Annotated in this window: 15 protein-coding genes; 4 read left to right on the forward strand and 11 right to left on the reverse strand. The window is 73.4% G+C overall.

The genetic code is table 11. From position 1 onward, the window contains the following. The first annotated feature begins 55 nt into the window (after positions 1–55). Together F6B42_RS03795 and F6B42_RS03800 are read left to right on the forward strand one after the other, a co-directional pair. Complete coding sequence (locus F6B42_RS03795; RefSeq protein WP_150418238.1) at positions 56–901, forward strand: alpha/beta hydrolase; 846 nt, start codon at positions 56–58, stop codon at positions 899–901. 197 nt (positions 902–1,098) lie between these two features. Further along, entirely contained in the window at positions 1,099–2,148 is a 1,050-nt protein-coding gene (locus F6B42_RS03800) for a lipoate--protein ligase family protein (RefSeq protein ID WP_150418239.1), read from the forward strand. 126 nt (positions 2,149–2,274) lie between these two features. Here the strand turns inward: F6B42_RS03800 and F6B42_RS03805 are convergent, their stop codons facing one another. The 4 genes from F6B42_RS03805 to F6B42_RS03820 form a co-directional block, all read right to left on the reverse strand. Beyond that, entirely contained in the window at positions 2,275–3,837 is a 1,563-nt protein-coding gene (locus F6B42_RS03805; RefSeq protein WP_223878317.1) for a carboxylesterase/lipase family protein, read from the reverse strand. Between the two features lie 170 nt (positions 3,838–4,007). Then, the gene (locus F6B42_RS03810; RefSeq protein ID WP_150418240.1) at positions 4,008–4,325 is read right to left on the reverse strand and encodes a hypothetical protein; all 318 of its coding nucleotides are present in this window, start codon (positions 4,323–4,325) and stop codon (positions 4,008–4,010) included. After that, complete coding sequence (locus F6B42_RS03815) at positions 4,322–4,927, reverse strand: Asp23/Gls24 family envelope stress response protein (protein WP_223878376.1); 606 nt, start codon at positions 4,925–4,927, stop codon at positions 4,322–4,324. The genes F6B42_RS03810 and F6B42_RS03815 overlap by 4 nt, the downstream gene beginning before the upstream one ends. Beyond that, positions 4,924–5,496 carry an RNA polymerase sigma factor gene (locus F6B42_RS03820; protein WP_150418242.1) on the reverse strand — a complete coding sequence of 191 codons (573 nt, stop codon included), beginning with the start codon at positions 5,494–5,496 and terminating at the stop codon, positions 4,924–4,926. The genes F6B42_RS03815 and F6B42_RS03820 overlap by 4 nt, the downstream gene beginning before the upstream one ends. 140 nt (positions 5,497–5,636) lie before the next feature. Here F6B42_RS03820 and F6B42_RS03825 point away from each other — a divergent pair, with 140 nt between their 5' ends. Both F6B42_RS03825 and F6B42_RS03830 read left to right on the forward strand, forming a co-directional pair. Further along, complete coding sequence (locus tag F6B42_RS03825) at positions 5,637–6,152, forward strand: Asp23/Gls24 family envelope stress response protein (RefSeq protein WP_150418243.1); 516 nt, start codon at positions 5,637–5,639, stop codon at positions 6,150–6,152. Next, positions 6,149–6,340, forward strand: coding sequence for a DUF2273 domain-containing protein (locus F6B42_RS03830; protein WP_150418244.1), 192 nt, complete (start codon positions 6,149–6,151; stop codon positions 6,338–6,340). The genes F6B42_RS03825 and F6B42_RS03830 overlap by 4 nt, the downstream gene beginning before the upstream one ends. A gap of 402 nt (positions 6,341–6,742) precedes the next feature. On the opposite strand, the gene galE is transcribed toward F6B42_RS03830, so the two are convergent. The 7 genes from galE to F6B42_RS03865 all read right to left on the reverse strand — a co-directional run bounded on the left by galE (position 6,743) and on the right by F6B42_RS03865 (position 14,586). Further along, entirely contained in the window at positions 6,743–7,720 is a 978-nt protein-coding gene (gene galE, locus F6B42_RS03835; protein ID WP_150418245.1) for a UDP-glucose 4-epimerase GalE, read from the reverse strand. A gap of 32 nt (positions 7,721–7,752) precedes the next feature. Beyond that, on the reverse strand, positions 7,753–8,718 hold the full coding sequence (locus F6B42_RS03840) for a serine hydrolase domain-containing protein (RefSeq protein WP_150418246.1): 966 nt from the start codon (positions 8,716–8,718) through the stop codon (positions 7,753–7,755). Between the two features lie 9 nt (positions 8,719–8,727). Beyond that, complete coding sequence (locus F6B42_RS03845; RefSeq protein WP_150418247.1) at positions 8,728–10,191, reverse strand: aldehyde dehydrogenase (NADP(+)); 1,464 nt, start codon at positions 10,189–10,191, stop codon at positions 8,728–8,730. A gap of 87 nt (positions 10,192–10,278) precedes the next feature. Then, a complete protein-coding gene (locus F6B42_RS03850; protein ID WP_223878318.1) occupies positions 10,279–11,397 on the reverse strand; it encodes a mandelate racemase/muconate lactonizing enzyme family protein in 1,119 nt (372 codons plus the stop codon). Beyond that, a complete protein-coding gene (locus F6B42_RS03855) occupies positions 11,394–12,293 on the reverse strand; it encodes a 5-dehydro-4-deoxyglucarate dehydratase (RefSeq protein WP_150418248.1) in 900 nt (299 codons plus the stop codon). The genes F6B42_RS03850 and F6B42_RS03855 overlap by 4 nt, the downstream gene beginning before the upstream one ends. Further along, on the reverse strand, positions 12,290–13,252 hold the full coding sequence (locus F6B42_RS03860) for an NAD-dependent epimerase/dehydratase family protein (protein ID WP_150418249.1): 963 nt from the start codon (positions 13,250–13,252) through the stop codon (positions 12,290–12,292). Before F6B42_RS03860 ends, F6B42_RS03855 begins: the two co-directional genes overlap by 4 nt. Further along, complete coding sequence (locus tag F6B42_RS03865) at positions 13,249–14,586, reverse strand: Gfo/Idh/MocA family protein (RefSeq protein ID WP_150418250.1); 1,338 nt, start codon at positions 14,584–14,586, stop codon at positions 13,249–13,251. Before F6B42_RS03865 ends, F6B42_RS03860 begins: the two co-directional genes overlap by 4 nt. Positions 14,587–14,639: the final 53 nt, after the last annotated feature.

The raw sequence follows: 14,639 nt of genomic DNA on the forward strand, positions 1-14,639 counted from the left end.
ACTTAGCCTAGCTCATTAGCCTTGCTAAGAGGCGGGTCGCCGTAGACTCACGCGCATGCCCGAGTTCATCGACGCGCACGGCGTCGCGATCGTCTACGACGTCCATGCCGCGGGAGGGACGCCCCGGGGGATCGTGCAGCTGCTCCACGGGGTCGGCGAGCACGCCGGCCGATACCGCGAGCTCGCCGGCATCCTGACCGCGGCCGGGTTCGCGGTCTACGCCGACGACCACCGCGGGCACGGGCGCACCGGCCTTCGTCAGCACGGCGGCCCGGAGCGGCTCGGTCGCCTCGGCGTCGGGGGACTGCGCGCCGCGCGGGACGCGTGCGCCGAGCTCACCCGCGTCATCGAGAGGGAGCATCCGGGCGCGCCGATCGTGCTCCTCGGCCACTCGTGGGGGTCGTTCCTGGCTCAGATGCTCGTCGACGAGCGGCCGTCGGCCTACGCCGGCGTCGTGCTGTCGGGGTCGGCGCTGCGCTGGCCGGGCTCGCTCAACTCGGGTGATCTGAACGCCCCGTGGAAGGACGCGCGGGCGAACGGCGTCGAATGGCTGTCGACGGATGCCGCCGTGCAGCGAGCCTTCCTCGACGATCCGCTCACGACGACCACCCCTCTCCTGCGCCTGTTCGGCCCGATCGAGGCCGCGAAGCTGTTCGGCCGGCCGCGGCGCGACCTCGGAGTCGACGTGCCGGTGCTCCTGATGGTCGGTCGCGACGACACGGTCGGCGGGCCGCGGAGCGTCCACCGCCTCGCCGAGGCCTACCGCAGTCGCTCGGGTCTCACCGACGTGCGGGTGCAGGTCTATCCCGGCATGCGCCACGAGATCTTCAACGAGGTCGGCCGCGCCGAGGTGTTCGCCGACCTCGTCGCCTGGCTCGACGCGCGCTTCCCCCGCGCCTGACCCGCCGGCCGCTCACCCCGCCGGCCGCCCACCCGCCGGCCAGGCGGCGCGGCGGTCGCGGGGCGGCGCAGCGGAGACAGGCGATCGCGCCGAGACAGGTGGATGCGGCATCCATCGTCCTGCCTCGGCCGGGTCTCCTGTCGGGGCGGCGCGCGCTCGCCCGGCCGGGGCGGGCCGGGCGGTCCTAGGCTGGACCCATGCACGGTGAATACAAGGTGCCCGGGGGCAAGCTCGTCGTCGTCGACCTCGAGGTCCGGGACGGCAGGATCGCCGACTTCCACCTCGCGGGCGACTTCTTCCTCGAGCCCGACGACGCGCTGGCCGACATCGACGCGGCCGTGAACGGCCTGCCCGAGGAGTCGGACGTCGCGACGATCGCGGCGGCCGTCCGCTCGGCGCTCCCCGCGGGAGCGCAGCTTCTCGGATTCACGCCCGAGGCGGTCGGCACCGCCGTCCGCCGCGCGATGATCACGGCGCCCGGCTGGCGCGAGTTCGACTGGGAGGTCGTCCACGACGAGGCCGTCTCGCCCGCGATGAACCTCGCCCTCGACGAGGTGCTCACCACGCGGGTGGGCGACGGCCGCCGCAACCCGACGCTCCGCATCTGGGAATGGAACGAGTCGGCCGTCGTGATCGGCTCTTTCCAGTCGTACCGCAACGAGGTCGACCCCGACGGGGCGGCGAAGCACGGCTTCGACGTCGTGCGGCGGATCTCGGGCGGCGGCGCGATGATGATGGCCGCGAACTCGATCGTGACCTATTCGCTGTACGTCCCGGCATCCCTCGTCGCGGGCCTCACCTTCGCGGACTCCTACGCCTTCCTCGACGACTGGGTGCTCGAGGCGCTGCGCTCGCTGGGGATCGAGGCGACCTATCAGCCGCTGAACGACATCGCCTCGCCCTCGGGCAAGATCGGCGGCGCGGCGCAGAAGCGGCTCGCCAACGGCGGCGTGCTCCATCACGCGACCCTCAGCTACGACATGGACGGCCAGGTGCTCACCGAGGTGCTGCGCATCGGCCGCGAGAAGCTCAGCGACAAGGGCACCGTCTCGGCCGCGAAGCGCGTCGACCCGCTGCGCAGCCAGACGGGTCTCGCGCGCGACGCCATCATCGAGCGGTTCATCGAGGTGTTCTCGAAGCGCTACGGCGCCGTCACCGGCACCATCTCGCCCGAGGAGTACGCCGAGGCCGAGGAGCTCGTCGCGACGAAGTTCGGCACCGACGCCTGGCTCAAGCGCGTTCCCTGACGTTCCCCCGGGGCAGTGTGTTGTCTGTCCCGGTTTCTGTTGTTCTGCAGGCCGCAGGGCGACAGAAGCGGAGACATCCGCCGCGAAAAGTGGGACGCGCGGGAGGCGGGGGCCGTGCGGGCGGGCTCAGCGCCGGACGAGAGCGGCGACCGACGCGTAGCCGTCGGCATCGACGTCGGCTGTTGCGCCGTCGACGTCCGTTCCGCCCGTGTCGTCGCCGGATGCCGCGGCGCCGAACACGCGCGTCGAGCCGGGCTGCGCCGACCACGACGTCCATCCCGGATCGCCGGTGCGGACGAACGCGACCGCTGCGCCGTGCATCGCGTCCGCCAGTGCCTGCGGCGGCGCGTCGCCGGCGAGCCGCGCGACGCCGGGTGCGTCGAGGCGGTTCCACCAGTACGGGACGTCGAGGCAGTGCAGCGACCACCGCAGGGTGGGGGAGGCCCACGCGAAGCGGTAGGCCCACGTCGACGCCGTGGCCCGCGCCCGGGCCCGCCCGACCTCGGGCACCGTGACCCGGAACACCCGGTCGGTGGCGTAGCGTCCGATGAATGCAGCGGTGCCCAGCCGCCGCTTCGGCGCGTTCGCGCGCACGTAGCGCACTCGCGCCGCGTGGTGCACACCGAGCAGCGCGAGTGCGAGAGCGGCGGGCACGCGGCGGAGACGGTCGGTGAGACCGTCGGTGATCATCGTGAACTCGTCGTCGGTGGTGCCGAGCACGAGCGGCTTGTCGCCGCCGACGCCGTCGGCCAATGCGTCGAGCGTCGGCTGCGGGACGAGGTCGCCGTCGATCACCGGGCCCCACGACAGGCCGTCGGCGAGGCGGCGGCGCACCGATGACAGCACGCTTCCCCGCCGCTGCTTCTCGAGCTCGCGCTGCGCGTGGAGGAGGGTCAGCTCGTCGACGCGCGCGAATCCCTCCCGGGTCGGGGCGACGCCGACGAGCTCGGCCAGCCGTGTCGTGAGCGACGCCGCTCGGGCGGGCGGCACGTTCGTCAGCGCGGCCGAGATCGCGAGTCCGCGCGAGAAGAGGTGCTGCGCCGCCGGCATCCCGAGCAGCGTGAGCACCGCGCCGCCGCCGGCCGACTGTCCGGCGACGGTGACGTCGCCCGGGTCGCCGCCGAACGCCGAGATGTTCTCCCGCACCCACTCGAGCGCTGCGATCCAGTCCCGGACGGCGCGGTTGGTCGGCGCCCCGGGCATGAGCCCGAAGCCGTCGAAGCCCAGACGGTACGACACCGTCACCACGACGATGCCGGCCCGCGCGAACGCGGCGCCGTCGTACCAGGGACTCGCGGGCGAGCCCTGCACGAATCCGCCGCCGTGGATGTAGACCAGGACGGGGCGGCCCGCCGCATCCGAGTCCGTCGACGACGGGACGCCGGGTGCGAAGACGTTGATACTCAGGGTGTCGTCGCCCGGGATCGACGGCTCGGGGATGAGGGTCTCGCCGAGGTCGCCGCGCTGCGGTGTCGCGCCGTACGAGAGCGCGTCCCGAATGCCGTCCCACGGCGTCACCGGCTCGGGCGCGGCGAAGCGCAGCTCGCCGACGGGCGGCTTCGCGTACGGGATGCCGAGGAACGCGACCGTGCCGTCCGGGCGATGGCCGCCGCGGACCGGTCCCGCCCCGGTCGCGACGACCGGTCCCGGGGCGCTGGCGGAGTCGGGTCGCACGAATTCGATGCTCACGCCCCGACGCTAGCCCAGCGCGACTCAGTCGGCGACGCGGCCCGGCCTGTTGCGCCCCTGCATGTCCCACTTCCTGTCGCGCTCAGCGCGTTCGGGCAGCAGAAAACGGGACACGCCGTGCGGAAACGGGGACATGGCCCGCCGACGGCAGGGCAGAGGCGGCGCCGAGGTCAGGCGATGCGGCGCACCTGCACGCTGACCCGGTCGACCGTCGGATGCTGCAGCAGCACCTCGTCGGCGACGGCGCGGGCGACATCGGGGGTGCGCGACGACGAGCTGATGCTCACCGCGGCGGATGCCGTCGAGCCGGCGCCGTCGGAGGCGATGAGGATCCCGTCGATCGGGGGCGCGGAGTCGAGGCGCAGCGCCGAGGTCGCGGCGCCCAGCGCACGCGAGAGAGGCGGGCGGGGATCGTAGACGTCGGCGACACCGGGCACCTCGGCGAGCGGACGCGGAACCGGGGCGGCGGCGGAGAGGGGCTCGATCATGAGAGGTCCTCGCTCGTGAGAGGGGCGGGCGGATAGGGGCGGTGGAGGTCCTCGATGGTGACGTCGATCGCGATGACGTTCAGCTCGGTGTGCCGCGCGAGCGCGTCGCTCACGGCGCCGCGCACCGCGCCGGCAGCTCCCGGCAGGGACTCCCCCCAGGCGACCGAGGCGGTGATGTCGATGGATATCGGGGCGCCCGGCGCCTCGACGTCTCCGACGATCTTCGAGTGCCCGATGAAAACGCCCTCGATGGCGTCGCCGCTCGCGCGGATGAGCGCCTGGACCGCGCCTTCGGTGACGGTCATCGTCACCCGCGGATCGGGATGCGACAGGGGGATCGACCGGCCTGCGCGCAGCTCCGCACGCACCGCGGTCATGACCCCGTGGAACCAGCTCTCGGACGGCTCCGGGAGCTCCGCGGCATCCGCCGCGATCAGCTCGCGCGACAGCCGTCCGGCGCGGGAGAGGGCGTCGAGGGCGTTCAGGCACTCGGGACAGGTCTCGATCTCGGGATCGTAGGGACTGCGGCCGCTCTCGAGATAGTCGCTGATCTCGTCGATGGTCTTGCCGCAGTCGAGCGTCATCTGCTCGGCATCCATCATCGCCACCCCGCCATCTGGATCGTGATGCTCGCGCGGGCTCGGGAAAGGTTTCCTCGGACGGTGCTGACGGGAAGATTCATCTCTTCTGCGATCTCGGTATAGCTGAGCGACCCCACCTCGCGGAGCAGCCAGCAGCGGCGCTGCGGCTCGGGAAGGGCGTCCAGGGCTTCGGAAAGTGCGTGCAGCTGTGCGTTGCGTATCGCGGCCGCCTCCGGCAGGAGGCCGGACTCCGCGGCTCTGTCGAACCCGTCCAGTGTGTCATGCGACGGGCGCCGGCGCAGGTGGGCGTACGCCTCGCGGCTGGCGATCTTCATGAGCCAGGCTTTGACCGCGGCGGGATCCCGCAGCGTCGGGAGCTGTCGCCACGCGGTGAGGAACGCCTCCTGGACCACGTCGTCGGTCTCCGACAGCGTGCCGACGATGCGGTAGACGTAGGCCCGGACGATGGCGGTGTGACGATGCAGCACGTGGTCGAACGCGTCGACGTCGCCGCCGACGGCGCGCGCGACCAGGATGCCGTCCGGTGCGGCGGCGAGGTCGGTCGCCGCCGCTTCCTCGTCGGTGTCCATCGAGCCCCCGGAAAGTCGTCGGAACTTTTTCGTGACGATTCCGTCGGAGTCGCCCTCTCATCTGCAGAGCGAACGTAACGCTCACCGATGGCGGCACCGAGTGCTTGCATCGGACCACGCAGACAGATAAAGGACACGTCATGGCTGAGGACCAGAAGAACACGACTCCCGCTTCCGCTCCGGTCGCCGAGACCGCGAAGCCGGCCGCCGCGCCGAAGACGCCCGCGTCGCGCGTCGATCGTTCGTTCTCGTCGGCACGCATCCCCGCCGACACCGGCGCGGCCGGGAAGACGACGATCGCCGACGGCGTCGTCGCGAAGGTCGCCGGCATCGCAGCCCGCGAGGTCGCCGGGGTGTACGCCCTCGGTGGCGGCGGAGCCCGTGCCTTCGGCGCGATCCGCGACGCCATCAACGCCACCGACCTCTCGCAGGGCGTCAAGGTCGAGGTGGGCGAGACGCAGGCCGCCGCCGACCTGACGATCGTCGTGGAGTACCCGGCCCCGATCCAGGAGGTCGCCGACAACGTGCGCGCCGCCGTCGCCGGTGCGATCAGCCGCTTGGTGGGCCTCGAGGTCGTCGAGGTCAACGTCGAGGTCAACGACGTCCACATCGCCGGCAGCGACGACGATCACGAGTCGGAGTCGCGCGTCGCATGAATGCCGCCGTCACCGGCGCGCTGATCGGCGCGATCCTCGCCGTCGCCGCTCTGCTGTTCGGCTTCTGGGGCTTCGTCCTCGTCGCCGTCCTCATGGCGATCGGCGCGGCGGTGGGGCGCATCGCGTCTGGTCAGCTCGACGTCCGCGGGCTCGCCGACGTGCTGACAGGCCGACGTACCTCGTCCTGACCGCCCGCGCCGCGCTGCGGACCGGGTTCGCGACCGTGGCAGCCGACCCCTGCTGCCGGGCGTGTCTGCCGGGCGTGCCGCTGCCGGGCGTGCCGCTGCCTTCCGCGGCTGCCTGTGCCGCGATGCAAGGGATCGGGGCGGACACGCCGGCCGGCCGGCATCCTCCCCGGCGCGTCGTTCGCGATGTCTTGCATCGCGGCACGGCGGCCGGCGAGGTGCAGGCGGGTGGGTCAGGATGCCGCGGCGCCGTGCCTTCCGCGGCTGCCTGTGCCGCGATGCAAGGGATCCGGGCGGACACGCCGGGCGGCCGGCATCCTCCTCGGCGCGTCGTTCGCGATGTCTTGCATCGCGGCACGGCGGCCGGTGCAGCGAGGCACGGGGCGACGCGGGCGGGCGGGCGGGTCAGGATGCTGCGCGCCGAGCCTCCCAGCCCGTGCGCACCATGTCGTCCACCGTGTAGCGGTTGCGCCAGTCGAGGTCGCGCGCGGCGAGCTCGCCGGTGGCGACGATCCGGTCGGGGTCGCCGGGGCGGCGGGCGCCGATCCGCGGCGTGAAGTCGATGCCGGTGACGCGGGCCATCGCGTCCATGATCTCGCGGACCGAGAGGCCGTTCTGCGAACCGAGGTTGTAGGCGGGCTCGACGCCCTCGCCCGCGGCCAGGCGCTGCGCGGCGACCACGTGCGCGGCCGCGATGTCGGCGACGTGGACGTAGTCGCGGACGTTTGTGCCGTCCTCGGTGTCGTAGTCGTCGCCGTTGATCTGCGGCGTCTCACCCGCGATGAGCTTCTCGAAGACGATGGGGAACAGGTTGTGCGGGCTGGTGTCGTAGACGCTCGGGTCGCCCGATCCGACGACGTTGAAGTAGCGCAGCGAGGTGTGGCGGAGCGGCTGGGCGCCGTCGGCCGTCGCGACGGCCTGGTCGCGGATGAGCCACTCGCCGATGAGCTTCGACTCGCCGTAGGGCGAGGCCGGGCGCTTGGGGAGGTCCTCGGTCACGAGGGGGACGTCGGGGGTGCCGTAGACGGCGGCGCTCGAGGAGAACACGAGCTTGTCGGCACCGGCATCCGCCATCGCCTGCAGCACGACGCGCGTGCCCTCGACATTCTGCTCGTAGGTGTGGAGGGGGCGGGTCACCGAGACTCCGGCGTACTTGTAGCCGGCGACGTGGATGACGCCCTCGACGCCGTGCTCGCGCATCGTGGCGACCAGCAGGTCGCGGTCGAGGATCGAGCCCTGCGCGAACGGCACCCCGGCGGGAACGAACGACGCGTGTCCGCTCGAGAGGTCGTCGACGACGACGGGCTGGAGTCCCGCCTCGGAGAGCGCGCGGACGACGTGGGCACCGATGTAGCCGGCACCGCCGGTGACAAGCCAGGACATGGTTCCATCCTGCCGTACCCGCGGACGCGCGATCAGCGGCCGGACACCACGGCGTTGTCGAGTGCGTCGATGTCGACGCCGGGGCGCTCGGCGCGATTGGTCAGCAGGACCCACGCCAGCCCCGCCCCGGGGTGGATCCAGAACTCGGTGCCGGCCCAGCCGCCGTGGCCGAACACGTCGGTGTCGATGAGGCCGGGTGCGGCGTGGCGGAGGTTCCAGGTGAAGCCCCAGTCCGACCCTCGCTCGTCGGGATAGGGGTCGAGCGCCGGGATGCCGGAGGTCAGCGGCCGACGCATCATGGCGAGCGTCGCGGGAGCCACGATGCCGTCGGTCGCTCCCGCGGTGGTGCGCAGGAGCGATCCGCCGATGTTCAGCAGGTCGAGGGCGCGGCCGGCGAGGCCCGCGCCCGGGTTGCGCTGAGCCGCGAAGCCCGCGACGTCGAAACCGACGGCGCCGGCGTCGACGACGGGCGTCGCCGTCTCGACATCGAACCCGAGCCCGGTGGCTCCGACCGGGGTCGCCCAGTCGAACAGCTCGTCCTCCCACGACCGGCCCGTCGCGTGCTCGATCATCGCCGCGATCCCCGTGAAGGCGAGCGTCGAGTATCGCGTCGCGGCGCCCGCGGCGAAGTCTCGGCCGCGGGCGACGAGCTCGGCGCGCAGGTCGTCGCGGGTGTCGAGCTGGGGCTCGGCGATGCCGCTCGTGTGGCTGACGAGATGGCGCAGTCGCACGACGTCGTCGCGGTTGCCGCCGAAGCCCGGAACCGCCTCGGCGAGCGGGGTCTGCGGGGTGAGCAGGCCGCGCTCGACAGCGCGCGCGGCGGTGAGGCCGGCGAGGGGCTTCGTGATCGAGAAGAGCGGGTAGCGGTCGTCGGTGCGGGCCGAGAACGCGTCGAGGGCGAGGATGCCGTCGGCCGAGACCACACCGAGCACGGCCGAGGGCAGGCGCCCCGCGGCGACGTGTCGGCGGGCCCAGTCGAAGGCGGCGTCGAAGGTCATGCTCCCAACTTAGGAGGCACGGGCATCGGCGGAGACGACGAGACGGCCGTTGCGCCGGTGCGGGATCGCCGCGAGGTTCTCGTCGCGCAGCTCGGCCGGGAGCAGGCGCGCGGGCGCATCCTGGAACGTGACGGGCCGCAGGAAGCGGCGGATCGCCGACGCGCCGACCGAGGTGTGCAGCGACGTCGTGGCCGGCCACGGTCCGCCGTGCTGCTGCGACCAGGTCACGGCGACGCCCGTCGGCCAGCCGGCGAAGAGCACCCGTCCGGCCCGCTCCTGGAGCAGGGCTAGCGTGTCGTCGACGTCGTCGGCCTCTTCCGCGTGCAGGGTCGCGGTGAGGCTGCCGGGCACGGCGCGCAGAGCCGCGTGGAGGTCGTCGGCGCCGTCGTAGGCGACGAGCAGCGTCACCGGGCCGAAGCACTCCTCGAGTAGGGTCTCGGGACGCTCCGCCACCGCCGCGGCGTCGGTGCGCAGCACGATCGGCTGGGCGCCGCCGGCGGATTCGGCGCCGCGAGCGACGACGGCGACGGCGGGATCGTCCGCGAGGGCGTCGATGCCCGACGGGAAGGCGTCGGTGATGCGCTCGGTCAGCAGCGGCCCGCCCGAGACGCCCGGCACGGCCGTCGCGACGGCATCGACGAACGCATCGGCGCCCCGCGGGACGAACACGACGCCCGGCTTCGTGCAGAACTGACCGACGCCGAGGGTGAAGGAGCCGACGAGGCCCTGCGCGAGCGCGTCGCCGCGCGCGGCGGCGGCACCCGGGGTCACGACGACCGGGTTGACGCTGCCGAGCTCGCCGTAGAACGGGATCGGGTCGGGCCGGCCCGCGGCGAGGTCGAACAGAGCCCGCCCGCCCGAGAGCGAGCCGGTGAAGCCCGCGGCGCGGATGGCGGGATGCTGCACGAGGGCGTTGCCGGCCTCGCGACCCTCGATGAGCGCGAGGGAGCCCTCGGGCGCGCCGGCCGCAGCGAGTGCTGCGCGGGCGATCTCGGCGGTGCGGCGCGAGAGCTCGGGGTGACCCGAATGCGCCTTGACGACGACGGGGTTGCCGGCAGCCCATGCCGAGGCGGTGTCGCCGCCGCACACCGAGAAGGCGAACGGGAAGTTCGAGGCCGAGAACACCGCGACCGGGCCGACGCCCACCAGCACGCGGCGCAGCTCGGGCCGCGGGGGCGTGGCGGACGGGTCGGCGTCGTCGACCGTCGCCTCGAGGTAGGAGCCCTCGAGTACGACGTCGGCGAACAGCCGCAGCTGTCCCGTCGTCCGCCCGACCTCGCCGCGCAGCCGGGTGGTGCCGAGATGCGTCTCGCGGTCGGCGATCTCGACCAGCTCGTCGGTCGCGGCGTCGAGCGCGTCGGCGACGGCGCGGATCCAGGCGGCGCGGGTCGCGGCCGGCGAGGTGCGCCAGAGCGGGGCGGCGGCGGTGGCCGCGGCGGCGATCTCGTCGAGTTCGGGGAGCGTGGTGGTCATCGCGATCACTTTCGTCGGGGGAGGGGCGGGCGGGTCGAGAAGGAGCGGGCAGGTCGTTCCAGCGGGCAGGTCGTGCCAGCGGGCGGGTCAGCCGAAGCGGAGGCCGAGGCCGAGGTGGGGCTCCTCGCGGAGCCGGCCGTCGGCGATCGCGACCGGGGCGGGGCCGTCGAGCGCGCCGAGCTCGCCGAAGCCGGCGTCCTCGACGTCCTCGACCCACGGCTCGGCGATGTCGCCGGGCAGCGTGAGGGCGAGCTGTCCCGAGAGCTCGGGAAGCAGGTGCGGATGCAGCGCCGCCCCCGCCTCGCGCGCGATCTCGGCGATCTGCCGGAACGGCGTGATGCCGCCCACGCGCACGATGTTCGGCTGCACGATCTGGGCCGCGCCCGCGCGGAGGAAGTCGGCGAAACGGTGGCGGTTGTGCAGGTTCTCGCCCACCGCGATGGGGATGCCCGAGCTCGCGCGCAGGCGCGCGCCGAGCTCGGTGTGACCGGCGAGGTCGTCGGCGCGCAGCGGCTCCTCGATCCAGGCGGGCGAGACCTCGGCGAGCACCTCGAGCGACCGGGTGGCGCGCTCGAGACCCCACCGCTGGTTGGCATCGATCATGAGGCCGCGGTCGGAGCCGAGCACCTCGCGGACGGCGCGCAGCCGGTCGAGGTCCTCCGCGACGTCGGGCTTGCCGACCTTGACCTTCACGGCGGGGAGCCCGGCGGCCACCCAGCGGCGCACCTGCGCGACGAGCTCGTCGAGCGTGTAGTGGAGGTTGACGCCGCTGCCGTAGACGGGGGCGCTCGCGCGGCGGCGGCCGATGAGGTCCGACACCGAACCGCCCGCGGCGCGGGCTGCGGCATCCCAGATCGCGAGATCGACACCGGCGAGGGCGATCGTGGTGACCCCGCCGCCACCGGCCTCGTGGATGTGCTCCCAGAGCCCCTGCCACGCGTCGCCCGGCTCGGCCGAGCGGCCGACGGCGGCCGGAACGACGTCGTGCTCGAGGAGCGCCCGCACCGCCTCCGCGCCGATCTGCGGGGTCCAGGCGAAACCCCAGCCCTCGGCGCCGTCCGAGCGCACGAGATGCGTCGCGATGACGCCGACCGAGGTGACGTCCGCCGCCCACGGCCGCGTGAGCGGCACGCGCAGCAGACGCGCCTCGATCGAGGCGATCGTCGCGGTGGTGAGCGCGGCGACGGGCGCGGCGGCGAGGCTCACAGCAGCGCGCGCCCTGCGTCGAGGATCTCGGCGAGGCGACGCTCCTGATCGGCGGTGGGGTCGACGAGTGGCGCGCGGACGCCGCCGACGGCCGATCCGCTCAGGCGCAGGCCCGCCTTGATGAGCGAGACGCCGAAGCCGGGCGTCTCGTCGCGGAGCGCCACGAGCGGCGTGTAGAACGCGTCGAGGATCTCGAGACGCCGCTCCTCGTCGCCCCCCACGTACGCGCGGTAGTACGCGTTCGCGACCTCGGGGATCATGGCGAACGCCGCCGAGGAGTAGAGCGGGATGCCGATGCCCCGGTACGCGGCCTGCGTGAGCTCCGCGGTGAGGAGGCCGTTGAAGAAGGCGAAGTCCGCGCGTCCTGCGTCGGCGACCGCGCGGACGATGAGCTGCGCCGCGCCGATGTCGCCGGCACCGTCCTTGAAGCCGACGACCTTCGGGTTCTCGGCGAGACGTCGCATCGAGGCGGGGGTGAACTGCGCGTTGGCGCGGTGATAGACGACGACCGGCAGATCGGATGCCGCGGCGACCGCCTCGACGTAGGCGACGAGACCCGCCTGCGTGCCGCCGACCAGGTAGGGCGGCAGCACGAGCAGCGCGTCGGCGCCCGCGTCGGCGGCGCCGCGTGCGACCTCGAGCGCGTGCCCGAGGGGGCCGCCCGTCCCGGCCACGACCGGCACCGCCCCGTTCACCTGCTGCGCCGCGGTACGGACGACCGCGCCCGCCTCGGCGGCGGAGAGGGCGTGGAACTCCCCGGTGCCGCACGCGGGGAAGACGCCGCCTGCCCCGGCGACGACACCGGCGCCGACGTGCTCGGCGAGCAGGTCGTGGTCGATGGCGCCGGCGCGGTCGAAGGGGGTCACGGGGAAGAAGAGGATGCCGTCGAAGTTCATACCGGCACGTCCTTTCGGGCTTCGGTTCTGCGGGAAGGGGAGAGGGCGATGGGCGCGTCGTCGTCGTCGACGAGCTCGGTCCGCCACGAGTGGCGGGGCGCCCAGTCGAGCAGGCGCCGGGCCTTGGCGTTCGAGAAGGCCGGCAGCGTGCCGGTGAGGCCCGCCGCGAGCTCGTCGGAGCCGGGCACGAACTGCGGCAGCAGGTCGGCCAGCGGGCGGCGCGCGAGCGCGTCGTCCGCACCGACGAAGAACGTCTCGGCGTTCGGGATGCCGCCGATGTCGGCCAGCAGCGCGTCGACGAAGTGCGCGACGTCGCGCGCATCGACGTAGTTGAACAGCGCAGGCGCCGAGAGGGCCGGATCGTCGAGACGCTCGCGGACGGTGTGGCCCTGCTGCGTCGGAGCGCCCCGCCATTCCTCGGGGGCGATCACGTAGCAGGGGCGGAAGGCGGCGAGCCGCACGTCGTCGCCGGTCTGGCGCTGCAGCATCCCGATCGTCTGCTCGATCACGAGCTTCGACAGGGCGTAGGCGTTCCACGGCCGCGGCGGGGTGTCCTCGTCGAGCGGCAGGCGGTCGGGCAGCCAGCCGCCCGGGGCGTTGTAGCCGAGCACGGTCGGGCTCGAAGCCGCGACGATGCTCCGGATGCCGGACGCCGCCGCGCCCCCCAGCACCGACAGGGCGAGGGCCGTGTTGGTGCGGATGATGACGTCTTCGGGCGCGCTGAAGGGCACCGCGATCGCCGCGAGGTGGATGACGGCGTCGGCGCGCTGGGCGCGCAGCGCCTGCTCGGTGGCGGGCGCGTCCAGGAGGTCGATCGCGACCTGGTCGGCCCCGGCGAGCTCTGCGGCGCTCGAGGTCTCGCGGTCGAACGAGACGACCCGGTGCCCGGCGTCGACGAGACCGGCGACGAGGCTCCGGCCGAGCCGCCCGGCTCCGCCGGTGACGACGATGCGGCTCATCGGGATCCCTCGGCGAGCAGCCGCACGCCGAGCTCGTCGGTGCGCACCGGGAGCCCGGTCTCGAGCGATCGATTGCCGGCGATGCCGACCGCGATCGACTGCACGCCGTCGCGCCACCCGGCGGGGCGGGCGAGGGGGTCCTCGCTCGGGCCGACGAAGACGTCCGCGAGCAGCAGGGCGTCGCCGCCGCCGTGGCCGCCGGAGCCGTTGACGATCTCGATCTCCTCGGCGTCCTCCCAGTGCCGCTGCACGAGCAGCCGCTCGCCCTGGGGGCGGAGGGACGCCTCGGCGCCGGCATCGACGGCGGAGGGGTCGAGCACGGGGTGGAGTCCCTCGTCGGCGAGCACCGCACCGCGTTCGACGACCTCGAGCTCGGCGCGGCCCTCGGTGCCGTTGACGGCGACCCGGTAGCCCTCCCACGGGGCGTGGGCGTTGAGCGAGTACGACAGGGTGGCGCCGCCGGCGTAGTCGACGACGAGGGCGAGGTTGTCCTCGATCGTGATGCCCTCGCCGAAGACGTCGCGGTCGCGGAGGTAGCCGTCGTGGCTCTCGGCGTCGAGGTACAGGGCGCGCAGGCGCTCGTCGTCGCGCAGATCGAGCTCGAACGGGTCGTGCTCGCCGTCGTGCGTGCCGCGCTGCGGGCGGGCGCCGAGCGCGCGCTCCTGCGCGTTGGCGGCGCCGTAGAACCGCAGGCCGCCGGAGGCGAAGACGCGCGCCGGGACGTCGCGGATCCACCAGTTCACGAGGTCGAAGTGGTGGCTCGACTTGTGGACCAGGAGCCCGCCGGAGTGCTCCTTCTCGCGGTGCCAGCGGCGGAAGTAGTCGGCTCCGTGCTTGGTGTCGAGCATCCAGGAGAAGTCGATCGACGTCACGCGGCCGATGCGGCCGTCCTGGATGACCTGCCGCAGGGCGGAGTTCCGGGGCGAGTACCGGTAGTTGAACGTCAGCACGACGTCGCGACCGGTGCGCTCCACGGCATCCTCGATGGCGGCGGCGCTCGCTGCGTCGATCGTGAGCGGCTTCTCGACGACGACGTCGGCGCCGGCGTCGAGGGCCCGGACGATGAGCGGTGCGTGCAGGTCGTCGCGTGCGGTGATGATGACGCGCTCGATGCGCGCGTCGGCGATCATCCGCTCGAGGTCGTCCGGCTGCCAGAGCGTCGGCTCGGCGCACCCTCGCTCGACGAGCTGATCGCGGTACACCGCGGCCCGCACCGGGTTCGGCTCGCAGATCGCGACGAGTTCGGCGCGATCTGCGTAAGTGTCGGTGATGGCGTCGACGTACATCTGGGCGCGATGGCCGGCCCCCACGAGGGCGTAGCGCGTGCGTGTCATGGCTCTCCTTTGTGCCGGACTCGCGGGACCTGAGTCCAGGAAACGTTTTCTCA

The organism is Microbacterium radiodurans (genome assembly GCF_008710705.1).
GTDB classification, from domain to species: domain Bacteria; phylum Actinomycetota; class Actinomycetes; order Actinomycetales; family Microbacteriaceae; genus Microbacterium; species Microbacterium radiodurans.

What these genes read in the sequence shown, in the direction of transcription:
- F6B42_RS03795 (WP_150418238.1), top strand. Translation starts at nt 56, where the DNA reads ATGCCCGAGTTCATCGACGCGCACGGCGTCGCGATCGTCTACGACGTC.
- F6B42_RS03800 (WP_150418239.1), top strand. Translation starts at nt 1,099, where the DNA reads ATGCACGGTGAATACAAGGTGCCCGGGGGCAAGCTCGTCGTCGTCGAC.
- F6B42_RS03810 (WP_150418240.1), bottom strand. Translation starts at nt 4,325, where the DNA reads ATGATCGAGCCCCTCTCCGCCGCCGCCCCGGTTCCGCGTCCGCTCGCC.
- F6B42_RS03815 (WP_223878376.1), bottom strand. Translation starts at nt 4,927, where the DNA reads ATGATGGATGCCGAGCAGATGACGCTCGACTGCGGCAAGACCATCGAC.
- F6B42_RS03820 (WP_150418242.1), bottom strand. Translation starts at nt 5,496, where the DNA reads ATGGACACCGACGAGGAAGCGGCGGCGACCGACCTCGCCGCCGCACCG.
- F6B42_RS03825 (WP_150418243.1), top strand. Translation starts at nt 5,637, where the DNA reads ATGGCTGAGGACCAGAAGAACACGACTCCCGCTTCCGCTCCGGTCGCC.
- F6B42_RS03830 (WP_150418244.1), top strand. Translation starts at nt 6,149, where the DNA reads ATGAATGCCGCCGTCACCGGCGCGCTGATCGGCGCGATCCTCGCCGTC.
- galE (WP_150418245.1), bottom strand. Translation starts at nt 7,720, where the DNA reads ATGTCCTGGCTTGTCACCGGCGGTGCCGGCTACATCGGTGCCCACGTC.
- F6B42_RS03840 (WP_150418246.1), bottom strand. Translation starts at nt 8,718, where the DNA reads ATGACCTTCGACGCCGCCTTCGACTGGGCCCGCCGACACGTCGCCGCG.
- F6B42_RS03845 (WP_150418247.1), bottom strand. Translation starts at nt 10,191, where the DNA reads ATGACCACCACGCTCCCCGAACTCGACGAGATCGCCGCCGCGGCCACC.
- F6B42_RS03855 (WP_150418248.1), bottom strand. Translation starts at nt 12,293, where the DNA reads ATGAACTTCGACGGCATCCTCTTCTTCCCCGTGACCCCCTTCGACCGC.
- F6B42_RS03860 (WP_150418249.1), bottom strand. Translation starts at nt 13,252, where the DNA reads ATGAGCCGCATCGTCGTCACCGGCGGAGCCGGGCGGCTCGGCCGGAGC.
- F6B42_RS03865 (WP_150418250.1), bottom strand. Translation starts at nt 14,586, where the DNA reads ATGACACGCACGCGCTACGCCCTCGTGGGGGCCGGCCATCGCGCCCAG.